Source organism: Sphingopyxis sp. Root1497, assembly GCF_001427085.1.
In the GTDB taxonomy this organism is placed as follows: Bacteria; Pseudomonadota; Alphaproteobacteria; order Sphingomonadales; family Sphingomonadaceae; genus Sphingopyxis.
In genome coordinates this window covers 148809-163271 of record NZ_LMGF01000001.1, presented here as the reverse complement: position 1 = coordinate 163271, position 14463 = coordinate 148809, and the positions used below count along the sequence as shown (strand labels likewise).

Genomic DNA, 14463 nt, shown 5'->3' with positions numbered 1-14463 from the left:
CTGTTGTACAAAGGAATTACCTATGGCTCGTCGTCGTCGTCCTGAACGCCGCGAAATCCTGCCCGATCCCCGTTTCGGTGATGTGGTGCTGTCGAAATTCATGAACAGCGTCATGCTGGACGGGAAGAAGTCCACCGCCGAAGGCATCGTCTATGGCGCCCTCGAATCGGTCGAAGCCCGTGCCAAGAAGGAACCGATCGGCGTGTTCCACGAAGCGCTGGCGAATATCCGTCCGAACATCGAAGTCCGCAGCCGCCGCGTCGGCGGTGCGACCTATCAGGTTCCGGTCGAAGTCCGTCCGGACCGTGCCCAGGCGCTCGCGATCCGCTGGCTGATCACCGCCGCGCGCAACCGCAGCGAAACGACGATGGCCGCGCGCCTGTCGGGTGAGCTGCTCGACGCCTCGAACAACCGCGGCAACGCGGTGAAGAAGCGCGAAGACACGCACCGCATGGCCGAAGCCAACCGCGCTTTCAGCCACTACCGCTGGTAATCGAACGCGGGATGCCACCGCCCTCGTGGCCGGGCGTCTCGCATTCGTAACAATCCTTCCTATATCGGGGGTGGCCCTCGCGGCCTCCCCCCAAATTCAAGGACAAGACCATGGCCCGCAGCCATCCGCTCGAAAATTATCGCAATTTTGGTATCATGGCGCACATCGACGCCGGCAAGACCACGACGACCGAGCGTATTCTTTACTACACCGGCAAGTCCTACAAGATCGGCGAAGTCCATGACGGCGCCGCGACGATGGACTGGATGGAGCAGGAACAGGAACGCGGCATCACGATCACGTCGGCTGCGACCACCTGCCTCTGGAAAGCCGACGAAGGTCAGGGCCCCGAGCATCGCCTGAACATCATCGACACCCCCGGCCACGTCGACTTCACCATCGAAGTCGAACGTTCGCTGCGCGTGCTCGACGGCGCGATCACCGCGTTCGACGGCGTTGCCGGCGTCGAGCCGCAGTCGGAAACCGTGTGGCGTCAGGCTGACAAGTACAAAGTCCCGCGCATGTGCTTCGTCAACAAGCTCGACCGCACCGGCGCCGATTTCTATTATTGCGTCCAGACGATCATCGATCGCCTCGGTGCGACCCCGGCTGTCCTCTATCTGCCCATCGGCGCCGAAGGCGACTTCAAGGGTCTCGTCGACCTGGTCAACGAGCGGGCGATCATCTGGAAGGACGAAAGCCTCGGCGCCGAATTCTTCTATGAGGAAATCCCCGCCGACCTCGCCGACAAGGCCGCCGAATATCGCGAAAAGCTGATCGAGCTCGCCGTCGAACAGGACGACGACGCGATGGAAGCCTATCTCGAAGGCACACTCCCCGAGGTCGCGCAGCTCAAGGCGCTGATCCGCAAGGGCACGCTGGCGCAGGCGTTCGTTCCTGTCCTCTGCGGCTCCGCGTTCAAGAACAAGGGTGTCCAGACGCTGCTCGACGCGGTCGTCGACTATCTGCCTTCGCCGCTCGACATTCCCGACGTTCAGGGGCTCAAGCTCGACGGCACGACGCCCGATTCGCGTCCGGCCGCCGATGACGCGCCGCTGTCGCTGCTCGCCTTCAAGATCATGAACGATCCGTTCGTCGGCTCGCTCACCTTCGCCCGCATCTATTCGGGGACCCTGAACAAGGGCACGTACCTGAACTCGGTGAAGGACAAGAAGGAAAAGGTCGGTCGTATGCTGCTGATGCATGCGAACAGCCGCGAAGACATCGAAGAAGCCTATGCGGGTGACATCGTCGCGCTCGCCGGCCTCAAGGAAACCACCACCGGGGATACGCTCTGCGCCACCGGCGCGCCGATCATCCTCGAGCGGATGGAATTCCCCGAGCCGGTCATCGAGCTGTCGGTGGAACCGAAGACCAAGGCCGACCAGGAACGTATGGGCATCGCGCTCAACCGCTTGGCCGCCGAGGATCCCTCGTTCCGCGTCTCGACCGACCATGAATCGGGTCAGACGATCATCAAGGGCATGGGCGAGCTTCACCTCGACATCCTCGTCGATCGCATGAAGCGCGAGTTCAAGGTCGAAGCGAATGTCGGCGCGCCGCAGGTGGCGTACCGCGAATCGCTCGCGAAGCCGGTCGACGTCGACTACACCCACAAGAAGCAGTCGGGCGGCTCGGGCCAGTTCGGCCGCGTCAAGGTCAGCGTCGCCCCCGGCGAACGCGGTTCGGGCATCACCTTCATCGACGAGATCAAGGGCGGCAATATTCCGCGCGAATATATCCCGTCGGTCGAAAAGGGCATGCGCGAATCGGCCGACAATGGTCACATGATCGGCTTCCCGATCATCGACTTCGAAATCAAGCTCACGGACGGCGCGTATCACGACGTCGACTCGTCGGCGCTGGCGTTCGAAATCGCGGGCCGCGCGGCGATGCGCGAAGTGGCGGCAAAGGCCGGCATCAAGCTGCTCGAACCGGTGATGAAGGTCGAGGTTGTTACCCCGGAAGAGTTCATGGGTGACGTGATCGGCGATCTCAACAGCCGCCGCGGCCAGATCCAGGGCACCGACAGCCGGGGCATCGCCCAGGTCGTCGAGGCGATTGTTCCGCTCGCGAACATGTTCGGCTACGTCAATCAGCTGCGCAGCTTCAGCCAGGGACGCGCCAGCTACTCGATGCAATTCTCGCATTATGAGGAAGTGCCGACCAACGTCGCCGAAGAGGTGAAGGCCAAGATGGCCTGACGGGTCTAAGCCGCGCGGACTTGCGCCGCGCGGCAAAGCCCTCTAAGGGCGGCGCCTGATTCAGCAGGCTCGTCCAAGACTGATCAATTCAACTATCGAACAAGAAGGTTCTTAAATCATGGCCAAGGCTAAATTTGAGCGGACGAAGCCGCACTGCAACATCGGCACCATCGGTCACGTCGACCATGGCAAGACCTCGCTGACCGCGGCGATCACGAAGGTGCTCGCCGAAACGTCGGGCGGCGTCGCCGTCGACTTCGCGAACATCGACAAGGCGCCCGAAGAGCGCGAACGCGGCATCACCATTTCGACCGCGCACGTCGAATATGAAACCGGCGCCCGCCACTATGCGCACGTCGATTGCCCGGGCCACGCCGACTATGTGAAGAACATGATCACCGGTGCTGCCCAGATGGACGGCGCGATCCTCGTCGTGTCGGCTGCTGACGGCCCGATGCCGCAGACCAAGGAGCACATCCTGCTCGCGAAGCAGGTTGGCGTTCCCACCATGGTCGTCTTCCTCAACAAGGTCGACCAGCTGGACGATCCCGAGCTGCTCGAGCTCGTCGAACTCGAAATCCGCGAAGAGCTTTCGAAGCGCGACTTCGACGGCGACAATATTCCGATCATCCCGGGTTCGGCGCTCGCCGCCCTCGAAGGTCGCGACGACGCCATCGGCAAGGACGCGATCCTGAAGCTGATGGAAGCCGTCGATGCATGGATCCCGCAGCCGGAACGTCCGCTCGACAAGCCCTTCCTGATGCCGATCGAAGACGTGTTCTCGATCTCGGGTCGCGGTACCGTCGTCACCGGCCGTATCGAAACCGGCATCGTCAAGGTCGGCGAAGAAGTCGAAATCGTCGGCATCAAGGACACCAAGAAGACCGTCGTGACCGGCGTCGAAATGTTCCGCAAGCTGCTCGACCAGGGCCAGGCTGGCGACAACGTCGGTGCGCTGATCCGTGGCGTCGGCCGTGAAGAAGTCGAGCGTGGCCAGGTTCTCTGCAAGCCCGGCACGATCAAGCCGCACACCGAGTTCACCTCGGAAGTCTATGTCCTGTCGAAGGACGAGGGCGGCCGTCACACGCCGTTCTTTGCGAACTATCGTCCGCAGTTCTACTTCCGCACCACGGACGTCACCGGCGAGGTCATCCTCCCCGAGGGCACCGAGATGGTCATGCCCGGCGACAACGTCCAGCTCGCCGTCAAGCTGATCGCCCCGATCGCCATGGACCCGGGTCTGCGCTTCGCAATTCGCGAAGGTGGCCGCACGGTCGGCGCAGGGGTTGTCGCGACCATCACAAAGTAATATAGGGCCGCGAGCCGCGCGATTCGGAAGCGATTCGCGCGGCTCGTAGCACTAGGAATTTAGATGGCCGATCCGGCTTCCCTGCGGGAGCCGGAGCAGGCCATTTCGGCTCTTTCGCATCGTCAGACGGGATTCGACTGGAATAGTCATGGAAACGCAGAATATTCGCATTCGCCTCAAGGCCTTTGATCACCGCGTGCTCGATCAGGCCACCACCGACATCGCCGACACGGCGCGTCGTACCGGAGCGCTTATTCGCGGCCCGATCCCGCTGCCGACGCGCATCGAAAAGTTCACCGTGAACCGCGGTCCGCATGTCGACAAAAAGTCGCGCGAGCAGTTCGAGGTCCGTACCCACAAGCGGCTGCTCGACATCGTGCAGCCGACCCCGCAGACGGTCGATGCGCTGATGAAGCTCGACCTCGCGGCGGGCGTGAACGTCGAAATCAAGCTGGCCTAAGGTCAGCGAAGCCCCGGTGAAGACCGGGGTCTCTATCGGCAGGCGGTTCGCCGCCTGCATCGTCCGGAGCGATCCGGACCGACGATAGGGTGGATACCGCCGGACCGCTTCCGCTGGAAGCACCAGGGTCCGGGCTGCGTCCCCCGTCTCGCCGCAGGTCCTTCGGGATGGCGGCACCTCAGCCCGGACGGGGCGATGCATCGAAATTATGGGCTGGGAGGGTAGTCGTCGGGCTTGGCTTGATGGCTTCCCGCAAGCCGTGCGGAATGGTCCGCCCGGCCTCTGTTGAGGAGTATTGATCATGCGGACTGGCGTGATCGCGAAAAAAATGGGGATGACCCGCCTGTTTCAGGACGACGGCCGCCACGTGCCCGTCACCGTCCTGAGCCTCGAAGGCTGCCAGGTTATCTCTGTGCGCGAACAAGAACGCGACGGCTATGTTGCCGTCCAACTCGGTGCCGGCTCGGCGAAGGCGAAGAACGTCGCCAAGCCCCAGCGCGGCGCTTTCGGCAAGGCCGAAGTCGAACCCAAGGCGAAGGTCGTCGAATTCCGCGTCGCTGACGACGCGACGCTCGATGTCGGTGCCGAACTGTCGGCCGACCATTTCGTCGCCGGCCAGATCGTGGACATCCAGGGCGTCACGCAGGGCAAGGGTTTTGCCGGTGCGATGAAGCGCTGGGGTTTCGGAGGCATGCGCGCCACGCACGGCGTGTCGATCAGCCACCGTGCCCATGGTTCGACGGGTAACCGTCAGGATCCGGGCCGCGTCTTCAAGAACAAGAAGATGGCCGGCCACATGGGCGCGCGCAACCGCACCCAGCAGAATCTCGAAATCGTCCGCACCGACGTCGAGCGCGGCCTTCTCTTCGTCAAGGGCTCGGTCCCTGGCTCGAAGGGCGGCTGGCTGATGGTCCGCGATGCGGTCAAGCTGCCGCGCCACCCCGAGGCCCCCTATCCGGCGGGCATCAAGAGCGCGGCCAACAGCAACCAGGAAGCCCCGGCAGACGCGCCGGTCGAAACGCCGGTCGAAGAGACCGTCGTCACCGACACCGCGACCACCGACGGCGCGCAGGAGTCCTGATCATGAAGGTCAAGGTTCAGACCATCGACGGCAAGGCCGGCACCGATATCGACCTCAACGACGACGTCTTCGGCGTCGATCCGCGCGCCGACATCCTGCACCGCGTCGTTTCGTGGCAGCTCGAAAAGCGCCGTGGTCCGGCTCGCGCCGCCCGCGAACGCAGCGACGTCGCCCGCACCGGCAAGAAGTTCGGTCGCCAGAAGGGCGGCGGTACCGCCCGTCACGGCGATCGCAAGGCACCGATCTTCATCGGCGGCGGCAAGGCGCACGGTCCCCGGGCCCGCACCTTCGGTCACTCGCTGAACAAGAAGATTCGCGCGCTTGGCCTCAAGATGGCGCTCAGCGACAAGGCGAAGGGCGGCAAGATCGTCGTTCTCGACACGCTCGAGCTCAAGGATGCCAAGACCAAGGCACTCGCCGGCCAGCTCGGCAAGTTCGAACTCGGCAACCGCGCACTCTTCATCGACGGCGATGCGGTCCATGAAAGCTTCGCCATGGCGTCGGCCAACCTCATCGGCATCGACTCGATGCCGGCGGCGGGTGCCAACGTCTATGACATCATCCGTGCCGACACGCTGGTCCTGACCCGCGCGGCGGTCGAAAAGCTGGAGGCCCGTTTCCATGGCTAAGGCAAAAACTGTCGACGCGCGTCACTATGACGTGATCCTCGCTCCGGTGATCACCGAAAAGTCGACCCTGCTCAGCGAGAATAACGCGGTGGTGTTCAAGGTTGCGAACGATGCGACCAAGCCCGCCATCAAGGCCGCCGTCGAGGCGCTGTTCGATGTCAAGGTGATCGGCGTCAACACGCTCATCACCAAGGGCAAGACCAAGCGCTGGAAGGGCAAGCCCTACACCCGCAGCGACGTGAAGAAGGCGATCGTTCGCCTGGCCGAAGGCCAGTCGATCGACGTCACCACCGGCGTCTGATTGTAGGAAGAGGCAAGAACAATGGCACTTAAATCCTATAATCCGACCAGCCCCGCGCAGCGCGGCCTGATCCTCGTCGACAAATCGTCGCTGTGGAAGGGCAAGCCCGTCAAGGCGCTGACCGAAGGCAAGAACAAGACCGGCGGCCGCAACAACAAGGGTCATGTGACCTCGCGCGGCATCGCGGGCGGCCACAAGCAGAAGTACCGCTTCATCGACTTCAAGCGTCGCAAGTGGGACATGCCGGCTACCGTCGAGCGTCTGGAATATGACCCCAACCGTACGGCCTTCATCGCGCTGGTGAAGTACGAAGACGGCGAGCAGACCTATATCCTGGCGCCGCAGCGCCTGGCGGTCGGCGATGTCGTCGTCGCGGGCAAGAAGACCGACGTGAAGCCGGGCAATGCGATGGAATTGTCGCAGATGCCGGTTGGCACGATCGTCCACAACATCGAGATGAAGCCGGGCAAGGGCGGCCAGATCGCCCGTTCGGCCGGCACCTATGCCCAGGTCGTCGGTCGTGACCGCGGTCTCGTCATCGTGCGTCTCGGTTCGGGCGAGCAGCGTTACATCCGCGGCGAGTGCATGGGCACGGTCGGCGCGGTGTCGAACCCCGACAACCAGAACACCAACCTCGGCAAGGCTGGCCGTGGTCGCTGGCTCGGCAAGCGTCCGCTGACCCGCGGCGTGGCCAAGAACCCGGTCGATCACCCGCACGGCGGCGGTGAAGGCCGTACCTCGGGCGGCCGTCATCCGGTTACCCCGTGGGGTAAGCCGACCAAGGGTGCTCGTACCCGTCACAACAAGTCGACCGACAAGATGATCATCCGGTCGCGTCACGCCAAGAAGAAGAGGTAAGCCATGGCTCGCTCGGTCTGGAAGGGTCCGTTTGTCGACCTTCATCTCCTCAAGAAAGCCGAAACGGCCCAGGACGGTGGCAGCTCTGCCCCGATCAAGACCTGGTCGCGTCGGTCCACCATCCTGCCGCAGTTCGTCGGGCTGACCTTCAACGTCTACAACGGCCGCAAGTTCGTGCCGGTGTCGGTCAACGAAGACATGGTCGGCATGAAGCTGGGTGAATTTGCGCCGACGCGCTTCTTCCCCGGCCACGCGGCCGACAAGAAGGGCAAACGCTAATGGGCAAGGCAAAATCCCCCCGCCGCGTTGCGGATAACGAGGCGCTGTCGGTCGGCACGCAGATTCGTGGCTCGGCGCAGAAGCTGAACCTCGTCGCTGCGCTGATCCGCGGTCGCAAGGTCGAAGACGCGATGAACGTCCTCGCTTTCTCGAAGAAGGCGATGGCGGTCGACGTGCGCAAGGTTCTCGCCAGCGCTGTCGCCAACGCGGAAAACAACCACAACCTCGACGTCGATGCGCTGGTCATCCAGGAAGCCAGCGTCGGCAAGTCGATCTCGATGAAGCGCTGGCACGCACGCGGTCGCGGCAAGTCGACCCGGATCGTCAAGCCGTTCAGCCGCATCCGCATCGTCGTGCGCGAACAGGAAGAAGAGGCGTAACATGGGCCAGAAGAGCAATCCGATCGGCCTGCGCCTGCAGGTCAACCGCACCTGGGACAGCCGCTGGTTCGCCGAAGGGCAGGACTATGGCCGTATGCTCGTTGAGGATCTGAAGATCCGCAACTTCATCTTCAAGACGCTGCCGCAGGCCGCGATCTCGAAGGTGGTGATCGAGCGTCCCGCCAAGCTGTGCCGCGTGTCGATCTATGCCGCCCGTCCGGGCGTCATCATCGGCAAGAAGGGCGCCGACATCGAAAAGCTGCGCAAGCAGCTTGGCGAACTGACCGGCAGCGACGTGTCGCTGAACATCGTCGAAATCCGCAAGCCCGAAGTCGACGCCAAGCTCGTTGGCCAGGGCATTGCCGACCAGCTTGAGCGCCGCGTGGCGTTCCGTCGTGCGATGAAGCGCGCAGTGCAGTCGGCGATGCGTCTCGGCGCCGAGGGCATCCGCATCAACTGTGCCGGCCGTCTGGGCGGCGCGGAAATCGCGCGCACCGAGTGGTACCGCGAAGGCCGGGTGCCGCTGCACACGCTGCGCGCGAACGTCGATTATGCCGAAGCGACCGCACACACCGCCTATGGCGTGTGCGGGATCAAGGTGTGGATCTTCAAGGGCGAAATCCTGGGTCATGACCCGATGGCGACCGACCGGTTGATGCTCGACGCGCAGACGTCGGGCGTGCGCCCGGCGCGCGATGATCGCCGCTAAGGACTGCTGACATGCTGCAACCGAAAAAAACCAAGTTCCGCAAGGCTTTCAAGGGCCGCATCCATGGCAATGCCAAGGGTGGCACCAGCCTGAACTTCGGCTCCTACGGGCTGAAGGCGATGGAACCCGAGCGCATCACCGCGCGCCAGATCGAAGCGGCTCGCCGTGCGATCAGCCGTGCGATCAAGCGTCAGGGCCGTTTGTGGATCCGCATCTTCCCCGACGTCCCCGTGTCGTCGAAGCCGGCCGAAGTCCGTATGGGCAAGGGCAAGGGTTCGCCGGAATTCTGGGCCGCGCGCGTGAAGCCGGGCCGCATCCTGTTCGAACTCGACGGCGTTCCGGGCCCCGTGGCCGCGCTGGCGTTCGAACGCGCCGCGATGAAGCTGCCGATCAAGACCAAGGTCGTTGCCCGCCTCGGCGACACGACCCACCTGGAGGGTTAAGGACATGGCCAAGACCGAAGATTTCAAGGCCAAGACCGACGACCAGCTCGCCGAACAGCTTGGCGAACTGAAGCGTGAGGCGTTCAACCTGCGTTTCCAGGCGGCCACCGGCCAGCTTGAAAAGGCATCGCGCGTCAAGGAAGTGCGGCGCTCGATCGCCCGCATCAAGACGCAGCAGACCGAGCGCACGCGCTCGGCTGCGAAGTAAGGAGACTATCGATGCCGAAGCGCATTCTGACCGGCACCGTGGTGTCCGACAAGGGCGACAAGACCGTCGTGGTGAAAGTCGAGCGGAAGGTGAAGCACCCTCTGTACGGCAAGATCATCCGTCGTTCGAAGAAGTATCACGCCCATGATGAGGACAACAGCATCAAGGCTGGTGAAACCGTCCGCATCGAGGAAACGAAGCCGATTTCGAAGCTGAAGACGTGGAAGGTGCTCGACAAGGTCGACACCCACAGCAAGCCCAAAACGGCTGCCGACGCCTAAGCTGGTTTTCACGGAACCGCCGGGATTGCCCGGTAGGCCAAACAAGAAGGAAATGCATCGATGATCCAGATGCAGTCACAATTGGAAGTCGCCGACAACAGCGGCGCGAAGCGCGTCCAGTGCATCAAGGTGCTGGGCGGGTCGAAGCGTCGCGTCGCCGGCGTCGGCGATGTCATCGTCGTGTCGATCAAGGAAGCCCAGCCGCGCGGTAAGGTGAAGAAGGGCGACGTGCATCGCGCCGTCATCGTCCGCACCGCGAAGGATGTGCGCCGCGCCGACGGTTCGGTGATCCGCTTCGACAGCAACGCCGCCGTGCTCGTCAACAAGAACGAGGAGCCGATCGGCACCCGTATCTTCGGCCCCGTCGTCCGCGAACTGCGCGGCCGTGGCTATATGAAGATCATCAGCCTGGCGCCGGAGGTGCTCTGACCATGAGTATGGCGAAGATCAAGAAGGGCGACACGGTTGTCATCCTGTCCGGCAAGGACAAGGGCAAGACCGGTGAAGTGACGCAGAGCCTGCCGAAAGACGGCAAGCTGGTCGTCGCGGGCGTCAACATCATCACGCGGCACCGCAAGCCGAGCCAGACCAACCCGCAGGGTGGCCTGGAACGCAAGGAAGCGCCGCTTTTCGCGAGCAAGGTCGCTCTCGCCGATCCCAAGACCGGCAAGCCGACTCGCGTCCGCTTTGAAACCAAGGACGGCAAGAAGGTCCGCGTGGCCGTGAAGTCCGGGGAGACGATCAGTGGCTGACAATTACACCCCGCGCATGCGCACCCGCTACGACGAGGTGATCGTCAAGGCGATGACCGAGAAATTCGGTTACAAGAACGCGATGGAAGTGCCGAAGATCGAAAAGATCACGCTCAACATGGGTGTCGGCGAAGCCACGCAGGACAAGAAGAAGGTCGAATCGGCAGCTGCTGAAATGGAGCTGATCGCCGGCCAGAAGCCTGTCGTGACCAAGGCGAAGAAGTCGATCGCACAGTTCAAGCTGCGCGAAGGCATGCCGATCGGCTGCAAGGTGACCCTGCGCCGCGAACGCATGTACGAATTCCTCGACCGGCTGATCACCATCGCAATGCCGCGCATCCGCGATTTCCGCGGCGTGTCGGCGACCAGCTTCGACGGCCGTGGCAACTATGCCATGGGTCTGAAAGAGCAGATCATCTTCCCCGAGATCAACTATGACCGCATCGACCAGGTGCGTGGCATGGACGTGATCGTCACCACCACCGCCCGTACGGACGAAGAAGCCCGCGAACTGCTCAAGCTGTTCGGCTTCCCCTTCCCGATCGAAGCGCAGGAAAAGGAAGCCGCCTGATCCCTCTGGGACCAGGCAGGCTCTTTCAAGAAGGAAAGAGAACTTAAGTCATGGCGAAACTGAGTTCCGTGAACAAGAATGAGCGTCGCAAGCAGCTGGTGAAGAAGTACGCCGGCCGTTATGCGAAGCTGAAGGCGATTGCGGCGGACACGTCGCTCGACGATGGCGAGCGACTGATCGCGCGCCTCAAGATGGCGGAAGTTCCGCGCAACGGAAACCCGACCCGCATCCGCAACCGCTGCGAGATGACCGGTCGTCCGCGCGCATATTATCGCAAGTTCCGGCTTTGCCGTATCCAGCTCCGCGATCTGGCCAACAAGGGCCTGATCCCCGGCGTTGTGAAGTCGAGCTGGTAAGGAAGACGCAAGATGGCAATGACCGATCCTCTGGGTGATATGCTCACCCGCATCCGCAACGGCCAGCAGGCGAAGAAGGACAGCGTCCTGACGCCGGCCTCGACCCTGCGCGTCCGTGTTCTCGATGTTCTTCAGCGCGAAGGCTATATCCGCGGCTACAGCGAAGAAGCGCTGGGCGCCAAGGGCCAGCACAAGGGCATCCGCATCGAGCTGAAATATTTCGAAGGCCAGCCGGCGATCCGCCACGTAGCGCGCGTCTCGAAGCCGGGCCGCCGCATCTATTCGGGTTCGAAAGAACTGCCGATCGTGCGCAACGGCCTGGGCATCACCATCGTGTCGACCCCGCGCGGCGTCCTCTCGGATGCCGAGGCCCGCGAACATAATGTCGGCGGCGAAGTGCTGGCGGAGGTGTTCTGATGTCGCGTATTGGTAAAAAAGTGGTCGCCATCCCTTCGGGGGTCACGGCCAGCATCGACGGCGGTCAGCTGTCGGTCAAGGGCCCCAAGGGCACCCTGGCCCTCGCGCTCGCCGACGACATCGCCTATGAGGTCAAGGAAGGCGAGATTTCGGTCCAGCCTGCCAACGCCACCAAGCAGGCGCGCGCCTTCTGGGGCATGCAGCGCACGCTGGTCCAGAACCTCGTCACCGGCGTCACCGACGGCTTCACCAAGGTGCTCGAAATCACCGGTGTCGGCTATCGTGCCAACGCCCAGGGCAAGATGTTGAAGCTGCAGCTCGGTTATAGCCACGATGTCGATTTCACGATCCCCGAGGGGATCGAGATCAAGACGCCGGACAACACGACGATCGAGATCACCGGCATCGACAAGCAGCAGGTCGGTCAGGTCGCGGCGGAAATCCGCCGTTGGCGCAAGCCCGAACCCTATAAGGGCAAGGGCATCAAATATCGCGGCGAGTACATCTTCCGCAAAGAAGGCAAGAAGAAGTAAGCCATGGCACATCTTACCCAATTCGAAAAACGCCGCCAACGCGTTCGTACCGCCCTTCGCAAGCGCGCCGGTGGGCGCGCACGCCTGTCGGTGCACCGTTCGGGCCGTCACATCTATGCGCAGCTCATCGACGACGCTGCCGGCGCAACGCTGGCTTCGGCTTCGACGCTCGACAAGGATGTCCGCGGCAAGACCGGCGCGACCACCGCGGCGGCTGCCGACGTCGGCAAGCGCCTCGCCGCTGCCGCGAAAAAGGCCGGCGTGACGCAGGTCGTGTTCGACCGCGGCGGTTTCCTGTTCCACGGGCGCATCAAGGCGCTGGCCGACGCGGCTCGCGAAGGCGGATTGGAGTTCTAATATGGCTGACGAAGTACAGAACGTCGAAGGCGCAGCGCCCGAAGCGGCGACCGAAACCACCACCCAGGCTCCGCGCCGCGGTCGTGGCGGCGGCGCCGGCGGACCGGGCGGCAATCGTGGCGGTCGTGATGGCGGCGGCCGTGGTCGCCGCGACGATCGTCGTCCGCGCGACGATGATGGCGGCGAAGAGCTGATCGAAAAGCTCGTCCACATCAACCGTGTCTCGAAAACCGTGAAGGGCGGCAAGCGCTTCGGTTTCGCCGCGCTCGTCGTCGTCGGCGACGGCAAGGGCCGCGCCGGTTTCGGTCATGGCAAGGCGCGCGAAGTGCCCGAAGCCATTTCGAAGGCGACCGCCGCTGCCAAGAAGGCGATGATTCGCGTTCCGCTGCGCGACGGCCGCACGCTGCACCATGACGGCCTCGGCCATTTCGGTGCCGGCATGGTCACGCTGCGCTCGGCGCCCGCGGGTACCGGCATCATCGCCGGTGGTCCGATGCGCGCCGTGTTCGAATCGCTCGGCGTCGCCGACGTGGTGACCAAGTCGAACGGCACCTCGAACCCCTACAACATGATCCGCGCCACCTTCGAAGCGCTCGGCGAGCAGACCAGCCCCAAGTCGGTCGCGCAGCGTCGCGGCAAGAAGGTGTCGGACCTCATCAAGCGCGGCGGTGCATCCGATCGCACTGCCGAGGCCGAAGCCGCCGCGGTGACGGAGTAAGACCATGGCTGACAAGAAGATCAAGATCCGCCAGATCGGCTCGCCGATCCGTCGCCCCAAGAGCCAGCGTGCGATCCTGACCGGCCTCGGCTTGGGCAAGATGCATCGCGAGGTCGAACTGATCGACACCCCGGAAGTGCGCGGCATGATCCGCAAACTTCCGCACATGGTGGAAGTGATCGAGGGCTAAAAGCCGGTGAAGCTGTACCGCCTGTTGACCGGTCCCGACGACAGCGCGTTCTGCGCCCGCGTCGAAGGTCTGCTCAACCGGGGGTGGCAGCTTCACGGCAGCCCGTCGATCACCAGTGTCGATGGCCGCGGCTATGTCGCCCAGGCCATCGTGATGGACAAGGCCGGGGCCTACCCCGGCTTTCAGCCATCGAGTGAAATCGAACCGGACTGATCCCGCCCCGGCGGCCAGTCCCCAGCGCGAACAAAGCGAAAGCGAGTGCAATCATGACGATCAAACTTAACGAACTCAGCGACAACGCCGGCGCCCGCAAGGGCCGGATGCGCGTCGGACGCGGCATCGGCTCGGGCAAGGGCAAGACCGCCGGCCGCGGCCAGAAGGGCCAGAAGGCGCGCAGCGGCGTCGCGATCAACGGGTTCGAAGGCGGCCAGATGCCGCTCCACATGCGTATCCCGAAGCGCGGCTTCAACAATATCTTCGGCAAGGACTTCGCGATCGTCAATCTGGGCATGATCCAGAAGCTGATCGACACGAAGAAGCTCGACGCCAAGGCCGTGGTCGATCACGCGGCGCTCAAGGCCGCCGGCGTTGCCCGCGGCGGCAAGGACGGCGTTCGCCTCCTCGCCAAGGGTGAACTGACGACCAAGCTGAACTTCGCGGTTGCCGGCGCGTCGAAGGGCGCGATCGAGGCGGTCGAAAAGGCCGGCGGCAAGGTCGACCTGCCCGAAGCCAAGCCCGAAGGCGACGGCAAGCGGGCCCAGCGCAAGGCTGCGGCGGCCGCCAAGAAGGCCTGATGATTTTCGGGGGCGGCGCGGCAACAGGCCACGCCGCCCCCGACGCATTTGAATCGGGCCTTTCCCCTTGCGCTTCACGACCACCGAACGCACATAGGCGCCGGGTCGCGGGGGGCGCGGTCCGGAAATCCGAGGAAAAA

At 63.6% G+C, this 14463-nt stretch carries 25 protein-coding genes; all 25 read left to right on the top strand.

Annotated elements, in window-relative coordinates:
• Positions 1-22: 22 nt before the first annotated feature.
• The 25 genes from rpsG to rplO all read left to right on the top strand — a co-directional run bounded on the left by rpsG (position 23) and on the right by rplO (position 14323).
• Positions 23-493, top strand: a complete 471-nt coding sequence (rpsG, locus tag ASD67_RS00795) for a 30S ribosomal protein S7 (RefSeq protein ID WP_056341861.1) — start codon at positions 23-25, stop codon at positions 491-493.
• 110 nt (positions 494-603) lie between these two features.
• On the top strand, positions 604-2697 hold the full coding sequence (fusA, locus tag ASD67_RS00790) for an elongation factor G (RefSeq protein ID WP_056341859.1): 2094 nt from the start codon (positions 604-606) through the stop codon (positions 2695-2697).
• A 118-nt stretch (positions 2698-2815) separates the two neighbouring features.
• The gene (gene tuf / locus ASD67_RS00785) at positions 2816-4006 is read left to right on the top strand and encodes an elongation factor Tu (protein ID WP_056341856.1); all 1191 of its coding nucleotides are present in this window, start codon (positions 2816-2818) and stop codon (positions 4004-4006) included.
• A gap of 148 nt (positions 4007-4154) precedes the next feature.
• Positions 4155-4466 (top strand): 30S ribosomal protein S10, encoded by a 312-nt coding sequence (gene rpsJ, locus ASD67_RS00780; RefSeq protein WP_003042199.1) that lies wholly within the window; start codon positions 4155-4157, stop codon positions 4464-4466.
• A 301-nt stretch (positions 4467-4767) separates the two neighbouring features.
• Positions 4768-5547 (top strand): 50S ribosomal protein L3, encoded by a 780-nt coding sequence (rplC, locus tag ASD67_RS00775; protein ID WP_056341854.1) that lies wholly within the window; start codon positions 4768-4770, stop codon positions 5545-5547.
• Between the two features lie 2 nt (positions 5548-5549).
• Positions 5550-6176 (top strand): 50S ribosomal protein L4, encoded by a 627-nt coding sequence (gene rplD, locus ASD67_RS00770; protein WP_056341851.1) that lies wholly within the window; start codon positions 5550-5552, stop codon positions 6174-6176.
• Entirely contained in the window at positions 6169-6477 is a 309-nt protein-coding gene (locus tag ASD67_RS00765) for a 50S ribosomal protein L23 (protein WP_056341848.1), read from the top strand. Before rplD ends, ASD67_RS00765 begins: the two co-directional genes overlap by 8 nt.
• 21 nt (positions 6478-6498) lie before the next feature.
• Positions 6499-7335 carry a 50S ribosomal protein L2 gene (rplB, locus tag ASD67_RS00760; RefSeq protein ID WP_056341845.1) on the top strand — a complete coding sequence of 279 codons (837 nt, stop codon included), beginning with the start codon at positions 6499-6501 and terminating at the stop codon, positions 7333-7335.
• Between the two features lie 3 nt (positions 7336-7338).
• Positions 7339-7614 (top strand): 30S ribosomal protein S19, encoded by a 276-nt coding sequence (rpsS, locus tag ASD67_RS00755; RefSeq protein ID WP_037556370.1) that lies wholly within the window; start codon positions 7339-7341, stop codon positions 7612-7614.
• Positions 7614-7994, top strand: coding sequence for a 50S ribosomal protein L22 (gene rplV, locus ASD67_RS00750; protein ID WP_056341841.1), 381 nt, complete (start codon positions 7614-7616; stop codon positions 7992-7994). Before rpsS ends, rplV begins: the two co-directional genes overlap by 1 nt.
• 1 nt (position 7995) lies before the next feature.
• Positions 7996-8703, top strand: a complete 708-nt coding sequence (gene rpsC, locus ASD67_RS00745) for a 30S ribosomal protein S3 (RefSeq protein WP_056341838.1) — start codon at positions 7996-7998, stop codon at positions 8701-8703.
• Positions 8704-8714: 11 nt separating this feature from the next.
• Positions 8715-9146, top strand: a complete 432-nt coding sequence (gene rplP / locus ASD67_RS00740) for a 50S ribosomal protein L16 (protein ID WP_056341835.1) — start codon at positions 8715-8717, stop codon at positions 9144-9146.
• Between the two features lie 4 nt (positions 9147-9150).
• Complete coding sequence (gene rpmC / locus ASD67_RS00735; protein ID WP_037515654.1) at positions 9151-9354, top strand: 50S ribosomal protein L29; 204 nt, start codon at positions 9151-9153, stop codon at positions 9352-9354.
• Positions 9355-9365: 11 nt separating this feature from the next.
• Positions 9366-9635, top strand: coding sequence for a 30S ribosomal protein S17 (rpsQ, locus tag ASD67_RS00730; RefSeq protein ID WP_056341832.1), 270 nt, complete (start codon positions 9366-9368; stop codon positions 9633-9635).
• 60 nt (positions 9636-9695) lie between these two features.
• A complete protein-coding gene (gene rplN, locus ASD67_RS00725) occupies positions 9696-10064 on the top strand; it encodes a 50S ribosomal protein L14 (RefSeq protein WP_056341829.1) in 369 nt (122 codons plus the stop codon).
• Between the two features lie 2 nt (positions 10065-10066).
• Positions 10067-10387, top strand: a complete 321-nt coding sequence (rplX, locus tag ASD67_RS00720) for a 50S ribosomal protein L24 (RefSeq protein ID WP_056341827.1) — start codon at positions 10067-10069, stop codon at positions 10385-10387.
• Positions 10380-10958: a 50S ribosomal protein L5 gene (gene rplE / locus ASD67_RS00715; protein WP_082544748.1), complete on the top strand. Its 579-nt coding sequence runs from the start codon at positions 10380-10382 to the stop codon at positions 10956-10958. Before rplX ends, rplE begins: the two co-directional genes overlap by 8 nt.
• Before the next feature lie 50 nt (positions 10959-11008).
• Entirely contained in the window at positions 11009-11314 is a 306-nt protein-coding gene (gene rpsN / locus ASD67_RS00710) for a 30S ribosomal protein S14 (RefSeq protein ID WP_056341822.1), read from the top strand.
• A 12-nt stretch (positions 11315-11326) separates the two neighbouring features.
• Complete coding sequence (rpsH, locus tag ASD67_RS00705; RefSeq protein WP_037556380.1) at positions 11327-11731, top strand: 30S ribosomal protein S8; 405 nt, start codon at positions 11327-11329, stop codon at positions 11729-11731.
• Positions 11731-12264, top strand: a complete 534-nt coding sequence (rplF, locus tag ASD67_RS00700) for a 50S ribosomal protein L6 (RefSeq protein ID WP_056341818.1) — start codon at positions 11731-11733, stop codon at positions 12262-12264. Before rpsH ends, rplF begins: the two co-directional genes overlap by 1 nt.
• A 3-nt stretch (positions 12265-12267) precedes the next feature.
• Positions 12268-12621: a 50S ribosomal protein L18 gene (gene rplR, locus ASD67_RS00695; protein WP_056341815.1), complete on the top strand. Its 354-nt coding sequence runs from the start codon at positions 12268-12270 to the stop codon at positions 12619-12621.
• Position 12622: 1 nt separating this feature from the next.
• The gene (rpsE, locus tag ASD67_RS00690; RefSeq protein ID WP_056341813.1) at positions 12623-13339 is read left to right on the top strand and encodes a 30S ribosomal protein S5; all 717 of its coding nucleotides are present in this window, start codon (positions 12623-12625) and stop codon (positions 13337-13339) included.
• A gap of 4 nt (positions 13340-13343) precedes the next feature.
• Positions 13344-13529 carry a 50S ribosomal protein L30 gene (rpmD, locus tag ASD67_RS00685; RefSeq protein WP_056341809.1) on the top strand — a complete coding sequence of 62 codons (186 nt, stop codon included), beginning with the start codon at positions 13344-13346 and terminating at the stop codon, positions 13527-13529.
• Between the two features lie 6 nt (positions 13530-13535).
• Entirely contained in the window at positions 13536-13742 is a 207-nt protein-coding gene (locus ASD67_RS00680; RefSeq protein WP_056341806.1) for a DUF1737 domain-containing protein, read from the top strand.
• A gap of 53 nt (positions 13743-13795) precedes the next feature.
• On the top strand, positions 13796-14323 hold the full coding sequence (rplO, locus tag ASD67_RS00675; RefSeq protein WP_082544747.1) for a 50S ribosomal protein L15: 528 nt from the start codon (positions 13796-13798) through the stop codon (positions 14321-14323).
• Positions 14324-14463: the final 140 nt, after the last annotated feature.

Excerpts from the sequence above, each read along its gene's own strand:
- rpsG (WP_056341861.1), top strand. The coding sequence starts at position 23 with ATGGCTCGTCGTCGTCGTCCTGAACGCCGCGAAATCCTGCCCGATCCC.
- fusA (WP_056341859.1), top strand. The coding sequence starts at position 604 with ATGGCCCGCAGCCATCCGCTCGAAAATTATCGCAATTTTGGTATCATG.
- tuf (WP_056341856.1), top strand. The coding sequence starts at position 2,816 with ATGGCCAAGGCTAAATTTGAGCGGACGAAGCCGCACTGCAACATCGGC.
- rpsJ (WP_003042199.1), top strand. The coding sequence starts at position 4,155 with ATGGAAACGCAGAATATTCGCATTCGCCTCAAGGCCTTTGATCACCGC.
- rplC (WP_056341854.1), top strand. The coding sequence starts at position 4,768 with ATGCGGACTGGCGTGATCGCGAAAAAAATGGGGATGACCCGCCTGTTT.
- rplD (WP_056341851.1), top strand. The coding sequence starts at position 5,550 with ATGAAGGTCAAGGTTCAGACCATCGACGGCAAGGCCGGCACCGATATC.
- ASD67_RS00765 (WP_056341848.1), top strand. The coding sequence starts at position 6,169 with ATGGCTAAGGCAAAAACTGTCGACGCGCGTCACTATGACGTGATCCTC.
- rplB (WP_056341845.1), top strand. The coding sequence starts at position 6,499 with ATGGCACTTAAATCCTATAATCCGACCAGCCCCGCGCAGCGCGGCCTG.
- rpsS (WP_037556370.1), top strand. The coding sequence starts at position 7,339 with ATGGCTCGCTCGGTCTGGAAGGGTCCGTTTGTCGACCTTCATCTCCTC.
- rplV (WP_056341841.1), top strand. The coding sequence starts at position 7,614 with ATGGGCAAGGCAAAATCCCCCCGCCGCGTTGCGGATAACGAGGCGCTG.
- rpsC (WP_056341838.1), top strand. The coding sequence starts at position 7,996 with ATGGGCCAGAAGAGCAATCCGATCGGCCTGCGCCTGCAGGTCAACCGC.
- rplP (WP_056341835.1), top strand. The coding sequence starts at position 8,715 with ATGCTGCAACCGAAAAAAACCAAGTTCCGCAAGGCTTTCAAGGGCCGC.
- rpmC (WP_037515654.1), top strand. The coding sequence starts at position 9,151 with ATGGCCAAGACCGAAGATTTCAAGGCCAAGACCGACGACCAGCTCGCC.
- rpsQ (WP_056341832.1), top strand. The coding sequence starts at position 9,366 with ATGCCGAAGCGCATTCTGACCGGCACCGTGGTGTCCGACAAGGGCGAC.
- rplN (WP_056341829.1), top strand. The coding sequence starts at position 9,696 with ATGATCCAGATGCAGTCACAATTGGAAGTCGCCGACAACAGCGGCGCG.
- rplX (WP_056341827.1), top strand. The coding sequence starts at position 10,067 with ATGAGTATGGCGAAGATCAAGAAGGGCGACACGGTTGTCATCCTGTCC.
- rpsN (WP_056341822.1), top strand. The coding sequence starts at position 11,009 with ATGGCGAAACTGAGTTCCGTGAACAAGAATGAGCGTCGCAAGCAGCTG.
- rpsH (WP_037556380.1), top strand. The coding sequence starts at position 11,327 with ATGGCAATGACCGATCCTCTGGGTGATATGCTCACCCGCATCCGCAAC.
- rplF (WP_056341818.1), top strand. The coding sequence starts at position 11,731 with ATGTCGCGTATTGGTAAAAAAGTGGTCGCCATCCCTTCGGGGGTCACG.
- rplR (WP_056341815.1), top strand. The coding sequence starts at position 12,268 with ATGGCACATCTTACCCAATTCGAAAAACGCCGCCAACGCGTTCGTACC.
- rpsE (WP_056341813.1), top strand. The coding sequence starts at position 12,623 with ATGGCTGACGAAGTACAGAACGTCGAAGGCGCAGCGCCCGAAGCGGCG.
- rpmD (WP_056341809.1), top strand. The coding sequence starts at position 13,344 with ATGGCTGACAAGAAGATCAAGATCCGCCAGATCGGCTCGCCGATCCGT.
- rplO (WP_082544747.1), top strand. The coding sequence starts at position 13,796 with ATGACGATCAAACTTAACGAACTCAGCGACAACGCCGGCGCCCGCAAG.